The 17,798-nt window shown below is 44.1% G+C and carries 19 protein-coding genes; 6 read left to right on the top strand and 13 right to left on the bottom strand.

Annotation, left to right across the window (positions count from 1 at the left end):
- Window positions 1-159: 159 nt before the first annotated feature.
- A complete protein-coding gene (locus tag ACFPIB_RS09585) occupies window positions 160-1,086 on the top strand; it encodes a helix-turn-helix domain-containing protein (protein WP_200506246.1) in 927 nt (308 codons plus the stop codon).
- 187 nt (window positions 1,087-1,273) lie between these two features.
- Window positions 1,274-2,104, top strand: a complete 831-nt coding sequence (locus ACFPIB_RS09580; protein WP_378017231.1) for a hypothetical protein — start codon at window positions 1,274-1,276, stop codon at window positions 2,102-2,104.
- A gap of 51 nt (window positions 2,105-2,155) precedes the next feature.
- On the opposite strand, the gene ACFPIB_RS09575 is transcribed toward ACFPIB_RS09580, so the two are convergent.
- Genes ACFPIB_RS09575 through ACFPIB_RS09565 form a run of 3 tightly spaced genes read right to left on the bottom strand, consistent with a single transcriptional unit; the run spans window position 2,156 to window position 3,979 of the window.
- On the bottom strand, window positions 2,156-2,929 hold the full coding sequence (locus ACFPIB_RS09575; protein WP_378017230.1) for a phosphoglycerol geranylgeranyltransferase: 774 nt from the start codon (window positions 2,927-2,929) through the stop codon (window positions 2,156-2,158).
- Complete coding sequence (locus ACFPIB_RS09570) at window positions 2,910-3,590, bottom strand: hypothetical protein (protein WP_378017229.1); 681 nt, start codon at window positions 3,588-3,590, stop codon at window positions 2,910-2,912. The genes ACFPIB_RS09575 and ACFPIB_RS09570 overlap by 20 nt, the downstream gene beginning before the upstream one ends.
- Before the next feature lie 2 nt (window positions 3,591-3,592).
- Complete coding sequence (locus ACFPIB_RS09565) at window positions 3,593-3,979, bottom strand: phage holin family protein (protein ID WP_378017228.1); 387 nt, start codon at window positions 3,977-3,979, stop codon at window positions 3,593-3,595.
- Window positions 3,980-4,138: 159 nt separating this feature from the next.
- On the opposite strand from ACFPIB_RS09565, the gene ACFPIB_RS09560 reads away from it, so the two are divergent.
- Window positions 4,139-5,224, top strand: a complete 1,086-nt coding sequence (locus ACFPIB_RS09560; protein WP_378017227.1) for a DnaJ domain-containing protein — start codon at window positions 4,139-4,141, stop codon at window positions 5,222-5,224.
- 708 nt (window positions 5,225-5,932) lie between these two features.
- On the opposite strand, the gene ACFPIB_RS09555 is transcribed toward ACFPIB_RS09560, so the two are convergent.
- The 5 genes from ACFPIB_RS09555 to ACFPIB_RS09535 form a co-directional block, all read right to left on the bottom strand.
- Window positions 5,933-7,285 carry an HTTM domain-containing protein gene (locus tag ACFPIB_RS09555; protein WP_378017226.1) on the bottom strand — a complete coding sequence of 451 codons (1,353 nt, stop codon included), beginning with the start codon at window positions 7,283-7,285 and terminating at the stop codon, window positions 5,933-5,935.
- 143 nt (window positions 7,286-7,428) lie between these two features.
- The gene (locus ACFPIB_RS09550) at window positions 7,429-7,932 is read right to left on the bottom strand and encodes a hypothetical protein (protein WP_378017225.1); all 504 of its coding nucleotides are present in this window, start codon (window positions 7,930-7,932) and stop codon (window positions 7,429-7,431) included.
- A gap of 86 nt (window positions 7,933-8,018) precedes the next feature.
- A complete protein-coding gene (locus ACFPIB_RS09545) occupies window positions 8,019-9,071 on the bottom strand; it encodes a DUF6929 family protein (RefSeq protein ID WP_378017224.1) in 1,053 nt (350 codons plus the stop codon).
- Window positions 9,072-9,157: 86 nt separating this feature from the next.
- Window positions 9,158-9,742, bottom strand: coding sequence for a carboxymuconolactone decarboxylase family protein (locus tag ACFPIB_RS09540; protein ID WP_378017223.1), 585 nt, complete (start codon window positions 9,740-9,742; stop codon window positions 9,158-9,160).
- Window positions 9,743-9,962: 220 nt separating this feature from the next.
- Entirely contained in the window at window positions 9,963-10,517 is a 555-nt protein-coding gene (locus ACFPIB_RS09535; protein ID WP_378017222.1) for a peroxiredoxin, read from the bottom strand.
- 358 nt (window positions 10,518-10,875) lie between these two features.
- Between ACFPIB_RS09535 and ACFPIB_RS09530 the strand changes: the two genes are divergently transcribed.
- Entirely contained in the window at window positions 10,876-11,808 is a 933-nt protein-coding gene (locus ACFPIB_RS09530; protein WP_378017221.1) for a hydrogen peroxide-inducible genes activator, read from the top strand.
- A gap of 122 nt (window positions 11,809-11,930) precedes the next feature.
- On the opposite strand, the gene ACFPIB_RS09525 is transcribed toward ACFPIB_RS09530, so the two are convergent.
- The 3 genes from ACFPIB_RS09525 to ACFPIB_RS09515 form a co-directional block, all read right to left on the bottom strand.
- Complete coding sequence (locus ACFPIB_RS09525; protein ID WP_378017220.1) at window positions 11,931-12,695, bottom strand: PH domain-containing protein; 765 nt, start codon at window positions 12,693-12,695, stop codon at window positions 11,931-11,933.
- A 151-nt stretch (window positions 12,696-12,846) separates the two neighbouring features.
- Window positions 12,847-13,476: a carbonic anhydrase family protein gene (locus ACFPIB_RS09520; protein WP_378017219.1), complete on the bottom strand. Its 630-nt coding sequence runs from the start codon at window positions 13,474-13,476 to the stop codon at window positions 12,847-12,849.
- 54 nt (window positions 13,477-13,530) lie between these two features.
- The gene (locus ACFPIB_RS09515) at window positions 13,531-14,442 is read right to left on the bottom strand and encodes a bestrophin family protein (RefSeq protein WP_378017218.1); all 912 of its coding nucleotides are present in this window, start codon (window positions 14,440-14,442) and stop codon (window positions 13,531-13,533) included.
- 458 nt (window positions 14,443-14,900) lie between these two features.
- Here ACFPIB_RS09515 and ACFPIB_RS09510 point away from each other — a divergent pair, with 458 nt between their 5' ends.
- Together ACFPIB_RS09510 and ACFPIB_RS09505 are read left to right on the top strand one after the other, a co-directional pair.
- Window positions 14,901-15,125, top strand: coding sequence for a hypothetical protein (locus ACFPIB_RS09510; protein ID WP_378017217.1), 225 nt, complete (start codon window positions 14,901-14,903; stop codon window positions 15,123-15,125).
- Between the two features lie 67 nt (window positions 15,126-15,192).
- Window positions 15,193-16,134 carry a MauE/DoxX family redox-associated membrane protein gene (locus tag ACFPIB_RS09505; RefSeq protein WP_378017216.1) on the top strand — a complete coding sequence of 314 codons (942 nt, stop codon included), beginning with the start codon at window positions 15,193-15,195 and terminating at the stop codon, window positions 16,132-16,134.
- A gap of 273 nt (window positions 16,135-16,407) precedes the next feature.
- On the opposite strand, the gene ACFPIB_RS09500 is transcribed toward ACFPIB_RS09505, so the two are convergent.
- On the bottom strand, window positions 16,408-17,007 hold the full coding sequence (locus ACFPIB_RS09500; protein ID WP_378017215.1) for a YdeI/OmpD-associated family protein: 600 nt from the start codon (window positions 17,005-17,007) through the stop codon (window positions 16,408-16,410).
- A complete protein-coding gene (locus tag ACFPIB_RS09495) occupies window positions 17,007-17,558 on the bottom strand; it encodes a DUF1697 domain-containing protein (RefSeq protein ID WP_378017214.1) in 552 nt (183 codons plus the stop codon). The genes ACFPIB_RS09500 and ACFPIB_RS09495 overlap by 1 nt, the downstream gene beginning before the upstream one ends.
- Between the last annotated feature and the right edge of the window lie 240 nt (window positions 17,559-17,798).

The raw sequence follows: 17,798 nt of genomic DNA, 5'->3' as shown, positions 1-17,798 counted from the left end.
CTTTAGGGCTTAAAATCCTGTAAATCTGCCTTGAAGCAGTTATATTGTTAATTTGCAATTATAATTATTTTTTAATAGTTTTTGCATTGTTAACGAAATATAATTAGTTTTAGGGCAGATTTTTACATTTGCAGACGTTCTACTTAATTCTTCAGAATCATGGAAGATTACAATAAGGTAATTGAATCGCTCGGCGTTCGTTACATCAAAGCCAAAAATCAGGTATTGCAGCAACCGTTTGGTGTGCGCAATTTTTACGATGTTGGCAATAATATCATTTTACTTCACAACGGTAAATTAGCGTTCGGCGATGACCAGCAGGTAGTAGAGGAAGGCGAATTACTTTTCATTCCGGGTGGCCGCAGCACCAAAATTTATTACGGTAACGCAGAAACTACGAAGCCGATCTCCAATGATGACCTGATCAATAACCGCGATAAATTCTTCCGCAACAACAACGATCTGGATGCCATTGGCGAAGCTGACGAAAGCCACAGTTTTGTAAGTTTCGAAGCCAAAGTTTTTGATTCTGTTAACTTCTTTGCTTCCCTGGATGTTCCGGCGTTCCTGATCTCGAACAACTCGAAACTGGCGAACCTGATCATTAAAGTGGTGGAAGAAACCATGCAGGACCTGCCGGGCAAAGAGCGTGTAATTACGCTTTACACCGAGCAGATCGTGGTTGAAATTATCCGCTACATCTTAAAGAACAAGATGTTTGTGGAGCAGCTGGCAACCAACTCTACTTACTTCAAAGATCCGCGTTTGATCGATCTGTTCAACTACATTAAAGAAAACCTGGGCGGCGATCTGTCGAACAAGGTGCTTTCTAACGTAGCGAACGTTTCGGAAGATTACGTTGGCCAGTATTTCAAAATGCTGACTGGTATCAACCCGCAGGATTATATCGAATACCAGCGTATGGAGCGTGCTGTATTCTTGCTAAGAACTACCAAGAAAAGCATCCGCGAAATTGGTAAAGATGTGGGTTACAAAGATACTGCTTACTTCTGCCGTCGTTTCAAAATGATGTTCGGTATTCCGGCCGGTAAAATGCGCCGCCGCGAATCTGCTCAGAACAGCTAAGCAAACTTATAATGAAATTAAAAAAGCCCTGATTTCGGAAGAAGTCAGGGTTTTTTGTTTTGTAAAAACGGTAGGGTTCCGGGCTGAAAAGTCGTGATGATGTGTGGGTGGGTGGGTAAAAATTGTTACAGTAAGTCTTAGAATTAGAAAATTATTTATAACTTCCTCCTATGTTAATCACTGGGCTGTGAATAAGTTTTACGGTATTATATCTGCAGTTTTAGGCTGTATGCTTCTTCTTTCATGTGATAAAGAGAGAGAGCCAAAAGTTGATCCGAAGTTAGGAATATACTTGCCTGTCGGCTCAACATCGCGGGATTCGTATTATAACGAGATCACCGATTCTACTAGGCATGTTTATGACAATAGCGGGAAATTGGTTCAGTTCATTCGTTCCGATGGAACTTCTCCGGGCTATCCTATAGATTTAGTTTACGATAATCTGGGTAGGGTTTTTAAAATTATGACTGCTCAAAGGGTTTTAGAACAAAGGGAGTATAATGTGCAAGGGCAACTTTATAAAATTCACCTGTATTATAATCCGGATGATGTTAATTTTAAAAGCGGTGAAGAGATATTTGGATATGACGCTGCCGGGAAACTAATTAAAATCCATAGTATTCGATTCGATAATCGTTTTGGAAATCCTCCTTACCATACCCTTAATACATTCACTTATTATGCAGCAGGTCTGATCGCTATAGATAGCTCGTTTATAGCAGCTGAAAGTACTGGCAATGGCAAGCCTTGGTATGGAGGGAAAATAGAATATGAATACGATGCTAAGAAGGGGGTGAATGAATTTGGTCTTAGCCGTGACTGGAGGACTGGTTATGTGTATTTATTTTCTCCTTTAAAACACAATATTACTTCAATAAAAGAAACAAAAAACAACGGCTCAGTATTACAAGTTACATATCAGTATGAATACAACGCCCATGATTACCCAATTAAAATATCTGCTTTCTCAGACGGAAGATTGGGTCAGACTACCAGGATCACTTATCAGTATTTTTAAGCTGGTTCCAGATTTCTATAAAAAGCGTATACAGTTTTAAGCACTTAAAACCTATTGCTCCAGGTGCTGGATTTCTGTCACGGCAAAACTTCTCACCACTTCCGAAACTTCAGCTAAGAAATTTGAATCCTTCTCGATTTGGTTACCAATTACAATTACATCGGCGCCGGCTTTTAAAGCAGCTTCCGCTTTTTCTTTAGTATTGATGCCGCCACCAATTATTAACGGAATTTCGATGGATTTCTTTACCGCAGCAATCATTTCGGGGCTTACGGGTTTTTGTGCACCGCTGCCGCCGTCTATGTAAATGAATTTCATGCCCAGCAATTCGCCGGCCATGGCAGTGCAGGCGGCAATAGCAGGTTTATCGTAAGGCAAAGGCGTGGTGCCGCTCATATAACTGGCGGTGGTTTGGCGACCGGTATCTACCAGCATATAACCGGTAGGAATAACTTCCAGCGGGCTTTCTTTTAAAAGCGGCGCGGCTAAAACATGCTGACCAATTAAAAACTCCGGATTACGGCCTGAAATAAGCGAAAGCAGTAAAATGCCGTCGGCCTGGTGATCTATGTGCAGGCTGTTGCTCGGGAAAAGGATGACCGGAATCTGCGAATTTTCTTTGATAAGCTGAATGAGCGCGGCCTGGTTTTGCGTGGTAACCAGACTGCCGCCTATGAAAAAATAATCTACCGCGTGCGCTTCGCTCAAAGCCAGAATTTCCAGACAGCTTTCGCGGGTCAGGTTATCGGGATCGAGCAAAACGGCAAAGGCCTTTTGGTTGCTTTCGGTTTTTAACAGCTGGTTCTTATAAATGCGTGCCTGCATCGGAGTTCAGGTCGGTATAGTCAACATCCTGGGCGTATTTACCCTTTTCCGTAGCAATATCGACATTTTTAAGCACAAATTCTTCGGCTTTTTTACTCAGATACACCAAAAGAAAAGCCATAGCCTGCGTAGCCAGCGATTTTACAAAATCAGATTCCAAGAAAGAGCCGGATTTCTCCCCGTTTCCGTTGGGAGCGTGGTAATGCTGGTGCAGCGCATAATGCGAAGGCATGCTCTGCTTGTTCGGGTCGAAGTATTTAGCCGATGTATTGTATAATGTGCTGTCGCCTTCGTCGGTAACGGGTTGGTTGAAATCTAAGGGCGAGCCAAAATTCACTTCATCGTCAGGCTGCTGAAACGTTTGCGGGGCGGGATTTTCTAAATAAAAACCGGAACGCGGGTTGTGGCTCTGGCTTTGCAACAGTTTTATAGCGGCTTTCTTTTTCTTCTTTTTTTTCTTTTTGCTGCCGCCGGAAATTAATTTACTGATCATCCAGACGCCGGCCACCGCGCCACCCAGCAGCAGCGCACCTTTTCCAAGTTGCGTAGTTTGTTCTTTTAAGCCTTCTACATCGTTCAGCAACGCATTTTTATATTCCTGCTTCTGGCGTTCCAGAAATTCTTTTTCATCATCAAAGATCGGATTCTGCAAATCGCTCATATTTATTTTGCGGTTTTATCGTTTTTGTAAATGGTATTTTCGAAAGTTTTATCGGCCACGCCCTGGAACGTTTTTTTATCGAGCCCGAAGAAAAAGATCAGGAACAGAATGATGTAAAAAGCGGTTAATATGCCAAAGCCCCAGAACTGGCTGTCGAGGAGATCGTTCAGGAGCAGACCCAGAAAAATGTTGAGGAAGATCAGGGCCATGAATGCGGTAAAACCCAGCATTAAGGCGTGCAGAATTCCCACAAAGCCCGCTTTCATTTTATTCTGAATATCGAGCCGTATCAGATCGATGCGGGTATCAATATACCCCATCAGGTTGCTGATCATATCGGCCGGGCGACCAGATCTGGAATTATCGTTCGGGTTATCGGTGTTGGTCATAAAAAAGCTTCATAGTTTTGGTTGAGCAAAGTATACGGTTCCGGAAAGAAAAATGATAACCTTAAATGGCGGCTTCGGAAGGAATTACGAAGTTTAAGTTTTTAGGGCTGAAACGATACCATTTTTTGTTAATTTTAAAGCTTAATAAAGGGAAACCTGGTGCAACTGAATTACTATTCCATACTTGGCCTGAAACGAACGGCAACGCTGCCGGAAATAAAGTCGGCCTATAAAAAACTGGCTATTCAGTACCATCCCGATAAGCACCAGGGCAACACTTATTTCGAAGAGCAGTTCAAGCAGGTTAGCGAAGCCTACCAGATATTAAGCAATCCGCAGAAACGCCGCCTTTACGATCTGAAACTGGAATACGTGGTGCAACAGCAACGCGTGCAGCAACAGCAGCGGGCCTATCATACGCAGCAGCGCCGGCCGGCTTCAGTAAACGAACGCTATTACCGCACCATTTCTAAAAAACGCCGGTTTTCGCGCCGCGACTGGCAGATCACCATTGGTTTTTTTGTGGCTTTAATTCTTTTTAGCCTGGCCGTAAAATTTACCATGGATTTTATAACCGCAAAAACCCGTTACCGCAAAGCGGAGGCTTTTATGGAGCAAGCGCAATGGTCTGGAGCGCATAGTTTACTTACAGAGGCAATTGAATTTGAACCCGAATTTGCGGAAGCGTACGCCAAACGCGGCTTTATAAACCAGAATGTGTACCGCGATTACGAAGCTGCTATTTATGATTACAGCGCAGCTTTACGATTCGGGGATGCTCCACAGGCCGAAACTTATTTTATGCGCGGACAATGCCATTCCAGTCTGCATCGTTTCCGGCAGGCCGAAGCTGATTTTACCACCGCCATTGGTTTAGATAAAAATTACCAGGCTGCTTATTTTAGCCGCGGAGAATTGCGTTTACTGGAGCTGAATGCCTGGCAAAAAGCCGTAACCGATCTGACCGTTTTCCTGAATAGACCAGCTGAAAAAGACGCAAAGAACAAAGCGCTTTTATACCGTGGTTTCGCTTTCTACCTGCTCGATGATTACAATGCCGCCATTCAGGATTATGATGCAGCTTTAAAAACCGATGCGGCCAACGGGCGTTTGTATTATTTATTAGGGAAAGCAAAATTTTCGCAGCACGATGAGGTTTCGGCGTGTTCTAGTTTTATGCAGGCGTATAAATTAGGGTATGAACCGGCGATTTTAGATTGGGAGACTTTGTGCAGGGGAAAATAGTTTTTACCTGAATTTTTTTCGTCCTTAGTTCGTCATCTCGATAGGTGAGATATCTTCAAGTTGGTAATCTTATTTGCTATTGACTTTTTGAGCCTGAAAGGATAGCGTTTTTATGTCTTTCTGAGCACTAGCGAAGGACCTTGTCGGCGGGAAGTAGTTTTTCAACTAAAAAGGATACCGTTTTTTGAAACACCTTTTCTGCTAAACATCTGACTTTTTTACTTCCATCGGCAATTTATTCCCTCAAGCCGGGCGGCTTCAGTTTCTGCGTTCGCGGCTGCACCCTTTCCTTTGCTTACGCAATTTTGCTAAAGCAAAAGTCGGAAAGTGCGGAGGCCGCTCTCACAGAAACTGGTATGGCTTTCCTCCGTAGCGGGCTTTTTATCTTTTGTAGCGTTTCAATGGACGCTGCGCTGGCGGAATGCGTGAAATCATAGTTTAGGAAATCACAAGAATCAAATAAATCACAGTTCAGACTAATTTCATTGCCGTTTGCTTTAGCTAACGGTTTTAAAGCTTCCCGCCTTGATAAGGAGGGGTTGGGGTGGTTGAACAGCTGTATAGCTTGCTTTAAGAATGAAACCTGATTGAAAATCAAATCCTGTCCATCCCAAAAATCATATAAATCCTGTTCAAGACATCCCCAAATCGGACGAATCCCAATTCAGACAATCCGTTTAAGGGTGCATACTTTTTCTATGCCAAACCCTACCATTTTTCCTGCAAAGGCAAGATCCAATCGTAATGCTTTAAGCTTCTTTCCTGCGCGGCTAAATCCGTTTGCGGGCTTATGAGTGGTTGGGCGGCGCGGCCGTTCAAACTGCATTGGCTGCCTACGTACACTTCCGGATTTTTATAGCCTTTTTTCTCGTATTCGGCTTTCAGGAAATGAGCGAACTGCAGGATAAGGTCCGGCTGGTCGGCCATTTTGTTGATCTGGTTTTGGGTTAGATAATCTTCCGGATGAATGGAAAAACGTGTTTCTTCCTGGCCTTCGGTTTTTGGCGCTTTTACCTGAAAATTGACCATGCCGTCTTTGGCGCGCAGCATCATGTGCCACGAAAATTTATGTCCTTCTTCGGTCCAGTTCACGTTGCCGGGGTAGAGGAAATGCCGGAATGGAATGAGTATCTGCAAGGCTGCGTAAGTAAGCACGGAATACATAACGAGTTTTTGATGCCGATTTGATACCGTTTCTGCAGCTGCTTTTTCGGGAACAAATGCCGGAATGAAACGGCGGAAAAAAGGAAGTTTGCGCGGCCAGCCGGGGTTGAAATAAAGGCTCGTAAGCGTAAGCGAAAACCACGGAAAAGTAGCCAGCCCGAAGATGAAAACGTTCGATAAATGGAACATTGCCGCCAGCGCGAAGCCCAGCCAGCGCGTGCGGCGGTAAAGTAACAGCGGTGCAAAAAGCAGGTCGAAAAGCAGGCCGGCGTAACTCATGATCCAAGGCGTAAATGCATTCCCTAAAATTCCCCCGATAACCGGTTTGGAAGCTTTGTAGCTCATCCAGATCTTCAGGGGTTTGGCTAAAAGCCAGTCTGTGTGAAGTTTGGCTAAACCCGCATAAAAATAAACGAGGCTGATCTGGAAAACGAACAAATAAACCGTCCAGGCTGGCGTGTAGCTGCGTTTTAGTTCAGGTTTGCGCCATACATCTACTGAAAAAGCCCGGTGCGCCGGAACAAATATGAGCCAGAAACAAAGCAGGCAATAGAGGTAAAAATGGTTCACAAATTCGGTTTCCTCCATTAAGAACAGGAGCGAATATCCGAGGAAAAGAGCCGTAGCGGAAATGCGGTAAAATGCGCCGGCTGCCACCAGCAAACCAGCCAGGATCGTTGCCGCCCAGAGCACATACATGCCGGTTTCCGGAAACGGTTTGAGCCAGGGAAAGAACAGGTACGAGAAATGGAATTTGGGCTGAATATAATTCAGATAATCGCCGGTAAGGAACTGGTTTATCTGTTCACCTGCCAGCAAAATGCCCGCCACGATCCGGAAAAAGACCAGCGAAGCAATATCGATCGGTTTGAAAAGTTGTTGTTTCAGGCGCTGCATACGCGGCCTAAGTTACCAGTTTTCGATCAGGATTTTAAAGATTCAAAGATTTTCAGGACAATTGTTTTTTATGGATTGCGCTGAAAATGGTATGTGCCGAAGCCGGAAAAGTCAGGTCTTTAGAGAATCAGGAATTCAGGAAACTACTGCGCCAGAACCTGCGCCTGCTTCAATGCTTTGGTCGCTGCTTCGGGTTTTTGGGTACCGAGGAGGAGTTTTTTGCCGCTTTTGAATACGATCTGAATGCCCTGGTTGCCGGAAATGTTGTAAGCCATGCCACCGAAGCCATAACGTAAACCCCAACCGCCGAATTCTTTCAACGGACTGTATTCGCGCACGTACACGTCCTCAATTTCGGGCCAGGAATAATGCCGCCATTTTAAATGCAACGGATATAAGCGCGCCGAAATGCCGTCTTCGCTGATCTGCGTTTCGAGTTTAATCAGGGCAAACAAGAGCATTACGGGCACCATAATTACAACCAGCAAAACAATCGCGGTGTTCTTTTCCGGATCGGTGAAAGGCGCGGGTTCCTGGAGTTGCTCATACATGAGATAAGATGGCATGGCGAAAGTGCTCAGCAAAATAAGCCAGAGCCACCATTGCGTAAAGCGTTGCTTTTCGGAGAAGAGGATATTGTTTGCCATAGTTGTAAGGTTTAGAGGACGGAAAAATTGCTTTCAGTTGAAGATACGAAAATTGCCGGATAAATAAAGCTTGTTACCGGCGTTTATTAGGTGCTTTGCCGCAAGGTTACTTCCAGGACTTTCGAGCCGCCTTGGTCATCGTCGGTAAGGCAAAGCGCTTTTAAATTGCCGTTATTTTCGAGCTGCAGAAATTCTACGCTTTCTACTTTTTCTATAACCGGTTCGCCGTTTTTATTGGTTAATAAAGCTACGTTTTCCAACGGATCTTCAGCAAGTTTTTCTACGTCTAAAATACCGATAAAGCTGCCCAGTATTTCACCGTCTTCTATCCAGTTTTTCGTGTTTTCTACCGAAGCCGTGAACAGGATTTTGTTGTCGTTGCCTAGCCGGCAGGCACCGGAAAAACCGGGGGCGATGCCGTTTATTTGCGGTAGCCGTACGCGGTAAGTTTTTATTTCCGGTTCCGCGGCTTTTTGAGTTAAAAACAATAGCGTTTTTGGCCAGTTGGTTTGCACCAGCACATTTTGCCCGCGGTTAAAAAGGTAAAGTTCTTCGCCAATTATCGCGCTGCCTTCCATGTTTAGTTCGGCACTGGGCAGGTTGGCTTGCTGCTTTATGAGGTCGTAAAGCGGTTTCAGGGAATACGTTTGCGGGCTTTTCAGATCGTTTAAATTTATCAGCAACAGCGAATCGCGCTCCGGCGATTTAGAGCCCGAACCAAAAGCCAGTAAATATTCCTGTCCGTTCATTTCGCCGGTTGCGGCGCTCTCGTAATCGGGTTTGATGGCTTTCTGAATGCGGTAATCCTGACTTTTTTGGTAATGGGGGATAGCGTTTTTTTCGAGCAAATTGAATTTAGAATCGAGCCTGAAAAAGTATGGCGAATCATCGGAAATGAGGTAGAAGTTTTCGCCTGTTTTAACCAGGCCGGAGCCGGAAGGAATGGAATCGAGTTCGATGGCCTTTTCTACGATAGCTTTCATTTTTCCGGATGCAGTTGTGGCTGTTGCCGCAGATTTGGTTTCGCGGGATTTATTTTCGGACTGGCAACTTAAAAACGCTAGGGTAATGGCCGCAAAAAGTAAATGTTTCGGGTTCATGGAAAAGCTAACGCCATTTTCTGAAACGGGTTTTGCCACGGCTCTAAGCTATAAAACAAAAAGTGCCGCCGGAAACCATGGGAAACCACAGGCACCAGCAGCACTTTTAAGGTGAGAGCAAAAACTTACATCAGGTTAATAAAACCTTTTACTACAGCCGTTAAACGAATGGCATCGTAAATGCGGGCTTCAGTGGCGCCGTGTTTCAGCACCGATTCTTCGTGAGCATTTACGCACATTTCGCAACCGTTTACCGCGCTGATTGCCAGGCTTGCCAGCTCAAAAAATTCCTTGCCTAAAACCGGATTCATCATGATGCTCATTTTGATACCGGCCGGCGTGTTGTTGTAATATTCTTTATTGGTGAAATGACGGAAACGGTAAAAAATATTGTTCACGTTCATTAAAGAAACGAGCGCATGAAGCTCCGTAATTTCTTCCGGCGTAGCGCCTTCGGTAGCGGCCAGTTGCGTGAAAGCCAGTTTTACGTTTTCGTGTTTTTCGTTTATAGCTACGGCCAAAGCCAGCAAATAACTTTCCTTTCTGGTTAAATTCTGGTAAGCAAGCGCGTTGTTTAAGTTAATGCGCAGGTCTTTCAGGTAGCGGTGGTCTTTATCGGCGAGCAGTTGCAGGCCCTCGCTCAGTGGCGCTTCAGTTAAATTGTAATCGGTCAGCAACCGATCCAGCGTTTCGTTTTTTATTTCTAACATTTTTTTCAGATTTGAAGATTTGGAAATTTGAAGATGATAAAATCCTCCCCCTACCCCCCTCCAAAGGAGGACAATCGCAAAATGCGTTATTTGATAAAAGTCCCCCTTTGGAGGGGGGTAGGGGGAGGATAAGTTCAAGTTGAAGCTAAAATTTGCTTTGAAATCAGGAGATGTGAAGAATCATTTTCAAATCTTCACATCTCCAAATCTTCAAATTGAATTAAACTTCAATCGTCGCTTCGCCTTTTTGCCAGTTGCAAGGGCAAAGCTCATCGGTTTGTAAAGCATCCAGAATGCGGATCACTTCGTTCACGTTGCGGCCTACATTCAGGTCGTTTACAGATACCCAACGGATAATACCTTGCGGATCAACAATGAAGGTGGCGCGCAAAGCTACTTTTTCGTTCTGCTCTAAAATACCCAGTTCTTCAGCTAAGCTTTTAGAAGTATCGGCCAGCATCGGGAAACGCAGGTCGCGCAGGTCGTCGTGGTTTTTACGCCAGGCTACGTGCACAAATTCGTTGTCGGTAGAAGTCCCAATTAATTGTGCATCGCGATCTACGAAGTCCAGATAATGCTTGTTGAATTCGGCAATTTCGGTTGGGCAAACAAACGTAAAGTCTTTCGGCCACCAGAACATCACGAGCCATTTGCCGGAAGCTTTAATTTCTTCGGAATTCAGTTCGTAAAATTCTTTGCCCTTCTCGATAGAAACTGCTGCCGTTTTTTTGAAATCCGGAAAAGTTGAGCCGATAGATAAGATTCTGTTTTGCATGGTTTATATATGTTTTTTGGTTTCTGATGATGCAAAGTTGCGGCGATTACGTTTATCAATCAAACTGATATTTTCTATCTTTGTATAGATGAAATTTATTAGACCCAATCGGAATATGTAAAATAACCACCCCCGGCCCCTCCTTGAAAAAAGGAGGGGAGCTTTTCTTTTCTGCTGTATTTGAGTTTTTGAGCCTGTAGGTATAGCGTTTTAGAAAGCTTGCTATTAACAACTAAAGCTAAAAATGAGCAATGCAGCAGCTCCCCTCCTTTTTTCAAGGAGGGGTTGGGGTGGTTATTTCAAGCATTCCCGATTAAAATATCTGGTCTGAGTTTAACCAACAACCAAAAACCAAAACATGAACCTGCAGCAATTAGAATACATCGTAGCAGTAGAAAAACACCGGCATTTTGCGCGCGCCGCCGATGCCAGTTTTGTAACCCAGCCTACGCTCAGCATGATGATCCAGAAGCTGGAAGATGAACTGGGCGTGAAAATTTTCGATCGAAAAAAGCAACCCGTAGAACCAACCAGAGAAGGAGAGGAAATTATTCTGCGCGCGAAACAGGTGTTGGCCGAAGTTGGGTATTTGAAAGAATATGCGGTCGAACTGAAAGGTGAAATTACCGGCGAACTGCATTTGGGAATTATCCCCACGCTGGCGCCCTATTTACTGCCGCTTTTCCTGAAACCGTTCTCACAGAAATACCCAAACCTGAAGATCTACATCAAGGAAATGGTAACGAATGATATTATTGCGAAGTTGAAAACCGGCGACTTGGATATGGGAATTTTAGCCACACCAATCCACGAACCTCAACTTGCCGAACACCCGCTTTTTTACGAAGAATTCTTTGCTTATGCCTCTAAAAGCGAGAAACTAGGTAAGAAAAAATACCTCGCGCCAAAAGAAATAAACCTCGAACATTTGTGGCTTTTGGAAGAAGGGCATTGTCTGCGTAACCAGGTTTTTAACCTTTGCGAACTCAAGAAACAGGAGGCTGTAGCCGATAATTTACACTACGAAGCCGGCAGCATCGAAACCCTTATAAACTTGGTAGATAGATACGAAGGTCTGACCATTATTCCGCATTTTGCCACGCTCAATTTAACGCCGCTTCAGAAAGAAAACATCCATGAATTTGCCGACCCAAAACCGGTGCGCGAGATCAGTTTGGTAGTAGCCAGATCGTATCCGCGCAAGAAAATGCTTCAGAACCTGAAAACCGAAATCATGGCCGTAATTCCGTTTGAACTGGACCGTAAAAAGAAAAGTGTACTGGAGATTTAGCGAATGATTGAACGACTGAATTAGAGAATAATTTCAACATTTTCATTCTCGCATTCAGTCAGTCTCACATTCAATCATTAAAAAAAACGCTATGCTTTTTGCCCTGAAAACTCAAATTCAGATTACAGGTCATTCGCTTGTAAAAGCAGGGCGGCGCAGGCGTTGGCTAATAAAAATTTTTCTGCGGGCGGTACTTCACTCATATAAACCATGCCTTTGTTGATGGTTGAAATGGCGGCTACGGGTTGCCCCTGCATGTTGCGGAACTCAAAACCAACGGCGCCGAAAGGTAACGCAACTGGTCCGTTTTTGCCTTGCAGTTTATTTATGGGCACAATGGTGTAGTAATTATCGGGGCTTTGAACCAGCGAGCCGGCATAGGTTTTGGAACGTTGCGCCGCCATGTTGTCGAAGAAAAGCTCCCAGGGTTGGGTGTTGGTTTCCGGAATAATTTTGGCGTAGAACTGATTGTCGGTTTCAATGCCAATGCTGAGCAGATCTAAAACCTGGTTGAAGCCGGAATTGCTGTTTCCTAAAACCAGGTCTTTGGCTTTAATATTGGTGGCGCAATAAGCTTCAGAAATCTGTGAACCATCCTGCAGCTTAAACCGGAACGTTTGTTTTTTGGTTAAATGATCTACGTAAATGCTGGCGCCGCCCACACTAAAACCGCTCGAACCTTTGGTGCCTTTCGTCCAGGACCGTTTTACTTCCTGCGTTTTATATTGGGCAAAAGCCAGCGATTGCTGTTTGAATAAAGGTTTCTGGTTTACAACGGCATATTCCTTTTTCTGCTGCCACTGGCTTTCGTTCAGAGCCATTTTAACGGAAGAAGTGCAGCTGCAAACCGCAAGCGAAACCAACAGATAAAGCGTTACTTTTTTCATACAAAAGGCTACCGTTTTTAGTAGTAGTAATTGTAAGACAACGCGCCGCAGCTTTACCCTTAGCCGGCAGCGCGTTTTTCTGACGAATAAACAACGCCGCCGGAAGTTTTTAGCTGAAAAAACGGTAGGGTTTCGGGCGTAAAAAGTAGCGTTAATCTTGCAGGTAAAAATCTACTTTGCCGGTTTCTACATCGTACACGCCGCCAATGATCCGGATCTCGCCGTTGCGTTCCATTTCGGCTAAGATCGGGCTTTCTTTACGTACGCGCGCCATGGTAAGGTGCACGTTATTTGCCGTTACCCGGTTTACAAAAGGCGTATTGCTGCCGGTGCGGTTCTCGGTGGTTTGGGTTTCGAGCGCAATGGCGGGGTTTACTTTGTGCAGCAGCGTGGTAATATTGCCGATCTCTACGTTATTGCAGGCTCCTATAATGGCGCCGCAATTAGTATGGCCCAGCACCACCACCAGCTTGGAGCCAGCTACTTTACAGGCATATTCCATGCTGCCCAGAATATCTTCGTTCAGAATATTGCCTGCAATCCGAATGCTGAAAATATCGCCCAGGCCCTGGTCGAAAATTAATTCGGCAGAAGTGCGCGAATCGATGCAGCTTAAAATGGCGGCGAAAGGAAATTGGCCGGCGGCGGTTTCGTTTACCTGCTGCAGCAAATTGCGGTTCGCCTTCAGGTTATTTACAAAGCGTTCGTTGCCTTCCTGCAAAAAAGTAATAGCCATTTCAGGCGTTAAGCTGCTTTGCGATTCCAGGGTATGTGTTCTCATTAAGATTAGTTTTTTGCTGGTTTTCGAAGATTTGATTTGACAAATTTGGGGTTTTTATTTTAAATAAAAATCTTCCGGCGTTATCGGTTCCGGCACATCAGGCTCTTCCAGAAGTTGTTTTATATTGATTTCGATGGTGCGCGCAATGGCGGTTACCGGCGTATCGGTGGGCATATTCACGAAAGGATCCTGCAAATAAGTAGCTGTTTTCTCAATTAAAAAGAAGGTAGAAGCAATCACGATCAGGATCGGAATTTCCAGCGGGCCCAACGTTTCTACCAGGCCAAGCGATAAAATAATGAGGAACAGATAAATGAAAAAATGCACGAAAACGCGGTACGTAACCGGAAAAACGGTGCTGTTTATACGTTCGGCCATGCCCATATAACCCACAAGCCGCGAAACCGTGCTATCGAGTTGCACCTGTTGAAAAGGATTCAGGGCTTGCTTGTTAAGTAGCTCTTTAAAGTCGCGCATGTGTAGTGCGAGAATGGCGTATGGCTTATTATTTTGCGGCAACACATAACCGGCTTCGGCGGGAATTAAATACTGGTGTATCGTAGCCTGATTGTCCAGGCCCCGGAGCGATTCGCCCAGCGCGTAGCACCAGCCAATTTGCCGGTTTGCCATTTTCTGAATAAACTTTCCCGTTTCATCATAACCCAGCACATCGGTCTGAATGTAAGTTTTCAACTGCAAAATTAACGTCCGCGAATCGTTTACAATGGAGCCCCAGATCTTGCGGGCTTCCCACCAGCGGTCGTAAGAGTGGTTCAGTTTAAAAGCCAGTACCAGCGAAATAGCCGTACCCAAAACCGTAGGCAGCTGCGCTGGCATAGAAGGCAGGTAGTCGCTGAAAAAGAACTTGAAAATGTTGAAGGTTATAGAAAAGAAAAACACCCGCACCACATCTACTTTTATCATGTTGAAGAGGTAGCTTAAGGGAAGTTTCTGTTTTACGAGCATAAAGGAGCTGGCTGGTTAATTTTGATCCGGATAGATAAAACGGTAGCCGGGAAAATATGTTGAACCAGATTTCTAATTGCTTCGCCTGAAGTTCCTCAGACTTTTCCTGAAAATACGGATATTGGTGAAATAAAGTATTTGAATAATTATATGGTTGAGCGGCTGCTTTCTTAGGTGTTATAATTTATAAAAGTTCTAAATAATTTGTGCTGAAATAGGCGACTTTTGCCGGTGTAAATTATAAGTGATTGATAAAGAAATGATTGATTTCCATAGTCAATGGGTTTGGTCATTACTATCAGTAAATAACTGCTATTTCTTGTTTTGACCTGTAATTTTTGATGTTTTAACAATAGTGTGGAAAAATATTTCTGGTTGTTAAGCGCAGTAAGCGCCTTTTAGAATTGGATAATATTTTATAACATTGAGACTCTAAATCATTCAAAAATCTCAACACAATGAAAAAAGTTCTTTACTCAAGTGCACTTGTAGTGCTGGTTGCTTTTAGCGCATGTAAAAAAGATTATACTTGCGAGTGTACTACTTCTGATGGACAAGGCGGCGATTACAAATCTTCTGTAACAATCCACTCTACTAAAAAAGATGCTGAAAGTGCTTGCTCTGGTAAATCTAGCGCTACTTCTGGCGGTACTACCGTAACTGCTTCTTGCAAAATTAAATAAGTAGGCTTACTTTAGTTGCAATTATTCCGGCAGGGCGACAAAATACTTGTCGCCCTGCTTTTTTATTATGATTTCTGAACAAAAAACTGCTATACCGGCTATAATTTTATCGGCAATATTAGGCCTTATCTTTCTTCTTTCGGCTTATACCAAACTTTACCCCATTGAGCCTTTCGAATACACGTTTGTGGAATTTGGTATTACCAACTGGCAATTTTCGGGTTTTGTGGCACGGCTGTTTATTGGGTTTGAGTTTGCCTGCGGCGTGCTGCTGCTTTTTAATCTGTGGCTCAAACGGTTTACCATTCCGCTGGTAGCTTTGGTGCTGGTGCTGTTTAATATTTACCTGCTTATTCAGATCTTTAAATTCGGGAACCAGGGTAATTGTGGTTGTTTCGGCGAATTTTTTAAGTTTACACCGCTCGAAGGCATTTTAAAAAATGTAGCGATGCTGGTTGCGGCCGCTTTTATTTATCGTTATCACCGGGGTTTTGTTTTCCGGAAAATTAAACTGGTTACCGGCGCTTTGGTAATTGTTTCGCTTGCATTGCCGTTTATTCTGAATCCTGTAGATCTGCAGGTCTCCGAGAATAACTACAGCGGCAAACTGCATTACAAACTTCCCCTGGAATTGCTTTACGAAGATGCTACAAATGAACCGCCAAAAGTTGCGTTGCGCGAAGGAAAGTGGATAATTGCTTATTTCAGCTTAACCTGCCCGCATTGTAAAATTGCCGCAAAAAAGCTGCACGTAATGAAACAGCAAAATCCAGGCCTGCCGGTACACATGATATTGAACGGCGACGATGAAAACCTGCAGCCATTCTTCGATAATACCCGCGCTTCCGATATTTCCTGGTCGATGTTTACCGGTGCTGATAAGTTTATGAAAATGGCCGGCGCCAGCCTTCCGCAGATCTTTTGGGTAAATAACTCAGTAGTAGAAAATAAAAGTTCTTACTTCACTCTGAACCAGACTAAGATCGAGGCCTGGTTAAAGAAACCCTGATCTGCTTTGCGAATATCTTAACTGCCACTTTTTGGACCTGAAATGCTACCGTTTTTTGCCCGAAAAAGAGAAGGGATTTTTAAACGGTATAGTTTTCAGCAGAAAAAGTCCTCCCCTAACCCCCTCCAAAGGGGTACTTTTATCAGATAATGTATTCCCGGAATTTAAAATACGCATTCCTGATTGTCCCCCTTTGGAGGGGGTAGGGGGAGGATCCACGTATTCTGATTCGATTTCCCCGATGAAAAACGCTATGCTTTTCGCCTGAAAAACTCACAGTTTAATAGAATCGGAAAGCACTTTTTTGCCGTCGGCGTAAGGTTTTAATTCCCGTTCGCAAAGCTTGATGATGCGGGCTAACCGTGCGGCCCGTAATTCCGGAGATTTTACTTTTTCAATTTGCCGGATGTAGGTGAACTGATTGGTATTACTCAAACTTCTAAAGAAAATCAAGGCTGCTTCGTTGGCTTCCAAAGCATCGTCCAGGTCTTTCGGAATTTCCTGTTTGGCGCTGAGTTGGTAAGCCGCATCCCATTGCCCGTTTTGCTTCGCAATTTCCACCAGTTTCAGTCCGGCTTCGGTCATTTTTCCGGCAGCCAACAGCTTTTCTACGCGGTCTTTGTTTACCACGCTCCACGTGCTTTTGGGTTTGCGCGGCGTAAAACGGTTCATGTAAGTTTCCTCGTCTATGCCTTTGCGCACGCCGTCTATCCAGCCAAAACAAAGCGCTTCTTCCACAGCTTCTTCGTAAGTAACCGTTGGCTTTTTAGTGCTGAGCTTGTAGAAAACCAGGTGAATTTCCGACGCGCTATCGTGGTTTTGTTCCAGCCAGTTGCGCCATTCCTGCCGGTTTTTAGCAAATACTTTTTCCATCAGTTAGCGGTAGTTTCGGGTTGGCTCATTTCAATTAATTTATTTACTGTGCGCCAATTGCGGGTGGTAGCAGCCACTTTCAGCTTCTTCTCGAAAAAAGCATTTTCCAGTTTGGTGTTGCCGTAACCATTAAAGCAATACACGTAAATTTCTTTGCCCGAAACGGTATACATTTCCGGCTCAAAAGTAAAGGCTTGCAATGCTTCGAGTTTTTCTGCGGAAGGCGTTTGCTGTAAGAAAGTAATGTAGAGTTTTTCGGGCTCAAACCCTACCATTTTTTCAAAAGGATTGCGCGCAATTACCTGTTTCATTTCAGCCGAAGTTCTGCAAATAACCGAAACCTCGAAGCCGAATTGTTCCTGAATTTTGGCCGATATTTTACTTTCCAGATCTTCCGAAGTTTCGCTTTCAAAAACTACGTTGCCGCTTTGGATGTAGGTTCGTACGTTCGTAAAACCGAGCTCTTCGAACATCGCTTTCAGTTCGGGCATTTTTATTTTTTTGTGGCCGCTCACGTTTATGCCGCGCAGCAAGGCAATATAAGTTTGCATAAATTCAGAACCATTTTTTTCGGTTTTGAAATTGCCGAAACAAAACCTGAAACGCAAATGCTGTCTTTTAAAAAGGCAAACCTTCCTTAGAAACTGTTTTAAAAGTGAATTATCGGGATAAAAAAAGTACCCACTTTGGTTAAGAAAGTTATTCGACCAACTATTCAAAACCTCGGTGAGTACCCATCAAAAGAAAGAAAAACGGAAGAGATATCCAAGCGATCTGAGCAAAAACGGCTG

Origin of the sequence: Adhaeribacter terreus (assembly GCF_042657365.1) — a bacterium.
Lineage (GTDB): Bacteria > Bacteroidota > Bacteroidia > Cytophagales > Hymenobacteraceae > Adhaeribacter_A > Adhaeribacter_A terreus.
Note: the sequence above shows the minus strand (reverse complement) of the source record. Positions and strands in the feature narration are given on the sequence as shown.

Excerpts from the sequence above, each read along its gene's own strand:
- ACFPIB_RS09585 (WP_200506246.1), top strand. The coding sequence starts at position 160 with ATGGAAGATTACAATAAGGTAATTGAATCGCTCGGCGTTCGTTACATC.
- ACFPIB_RS09575 (WP_378017230.1), bottom strand. The coding sequence starts at position 2,929 with ATGCAGGCACGCATTTATAAGAACCAGCTGTTAAAAACCGAAAGCAAC.
- ACFPIB_RS09570 (WP_378017229.1), bottom strand. The coding sequence starts at position 3,590 with ATGAGCGATTTGCAGAATCCGATCTTTGATGATGAAAAAGAATTTCTG.
- ACFPIB_RS09565 (WP_378017228.1), bottom strand. The coding sequence starts at position 3,979 with ATGACCAACACCGATAACCCGAACGATAATTCCAGATCTGGTCGCCCG.
- ACFPIB_RS09555 (WP_378017226.1), bottom strand. The coding sequence starts at position 7,285 with ATGCAGCGCCTGAAACAACAACTTTTCAAACCGATCGATATTGCTTCG.
- ACFPIB_RS09550 (WP_378017225.1), bottom strand. The coding sequence starts at position 7,932 with ATGGCAAACAATATCCTCTTCTCCGAAAAGCAACGCTTTACGCAATGG.
- ACFPIB_RS09540 (WP_378017223.1), bottom strand. The coding sequence starts at position 9,742 with ATGTTAGAAATAAAAAACGAAACGCTGGATCGGTTGCTGACCGATTAC.
- ACFPIB_RS09535 (WP_378017222.1), bottom strand. The coding sequence starts at position 10,517 with ATGCAAAACAGAATCTTATCTATCGGCTCAACTTTTCCGGATTTCAAA.
- ACFPIB_RS09530 (WP_378017221.1), top strand. The coding sequence starts at position 10,876 with ATGAACCTGCAGCAATTAGAATACATCGTAGCAGTAGAAAAACACCGG.
- ACFPIB_RS09525 (WP_378017220.1), bottom strand. The coding sequence starts at position 12,695 with ATGAAAAAAGTAACGCTTTATCTGTTGGTTTCGCTTGCGGTTTGCAGC.
- ACFPIB_RS09520 (WP_378017219.1), bottom strand. The coding sequence starts at position 13,476 with ATGAGAACACATACCCTGGAATCGCAAAGCAGCTTAACGCCTGAAATG.
- ACFPIB_RS09515 (WP_378017218.1), bottom strand. The coding sequence starts at position 14,442 with ATGCTCGTAAAACAGAAACTTCCCTTAAGCTACCTCTTCAACATGATA.
- ACFPIB_RS09510 (WP_378017217.1), top strand. The coding sequence starts at position 14,901 with ATGAAAAAAGTTCTTTACTCAAGTGCACTTGTAGTGCTGGTTGCTTTT.
- ACFPIB_RS09505 (WP_378017216.1), top strand. The coding sequence starts at position 15,193 with ATGATTTCTGAACAAAAAACTGCTATACCGGCTATAATTTTATCGGCA.
- ACFPIB_RS09500 (WP_378017215.1), bottom strand. The coding sequence starts at position 17,007 with ATGGAAAAAGTATTTGCTAAAAACCGGCAGGAATGGCGCAACTGGCTG.
- ACFPIB_RS09495 (WP_378017214.1), bottom strand. The coding sequence starts at position 17,558 with ATGCAAACTTATATTGCCTTGCTGCGCGGCATAAACGTGAGCGGCCAC.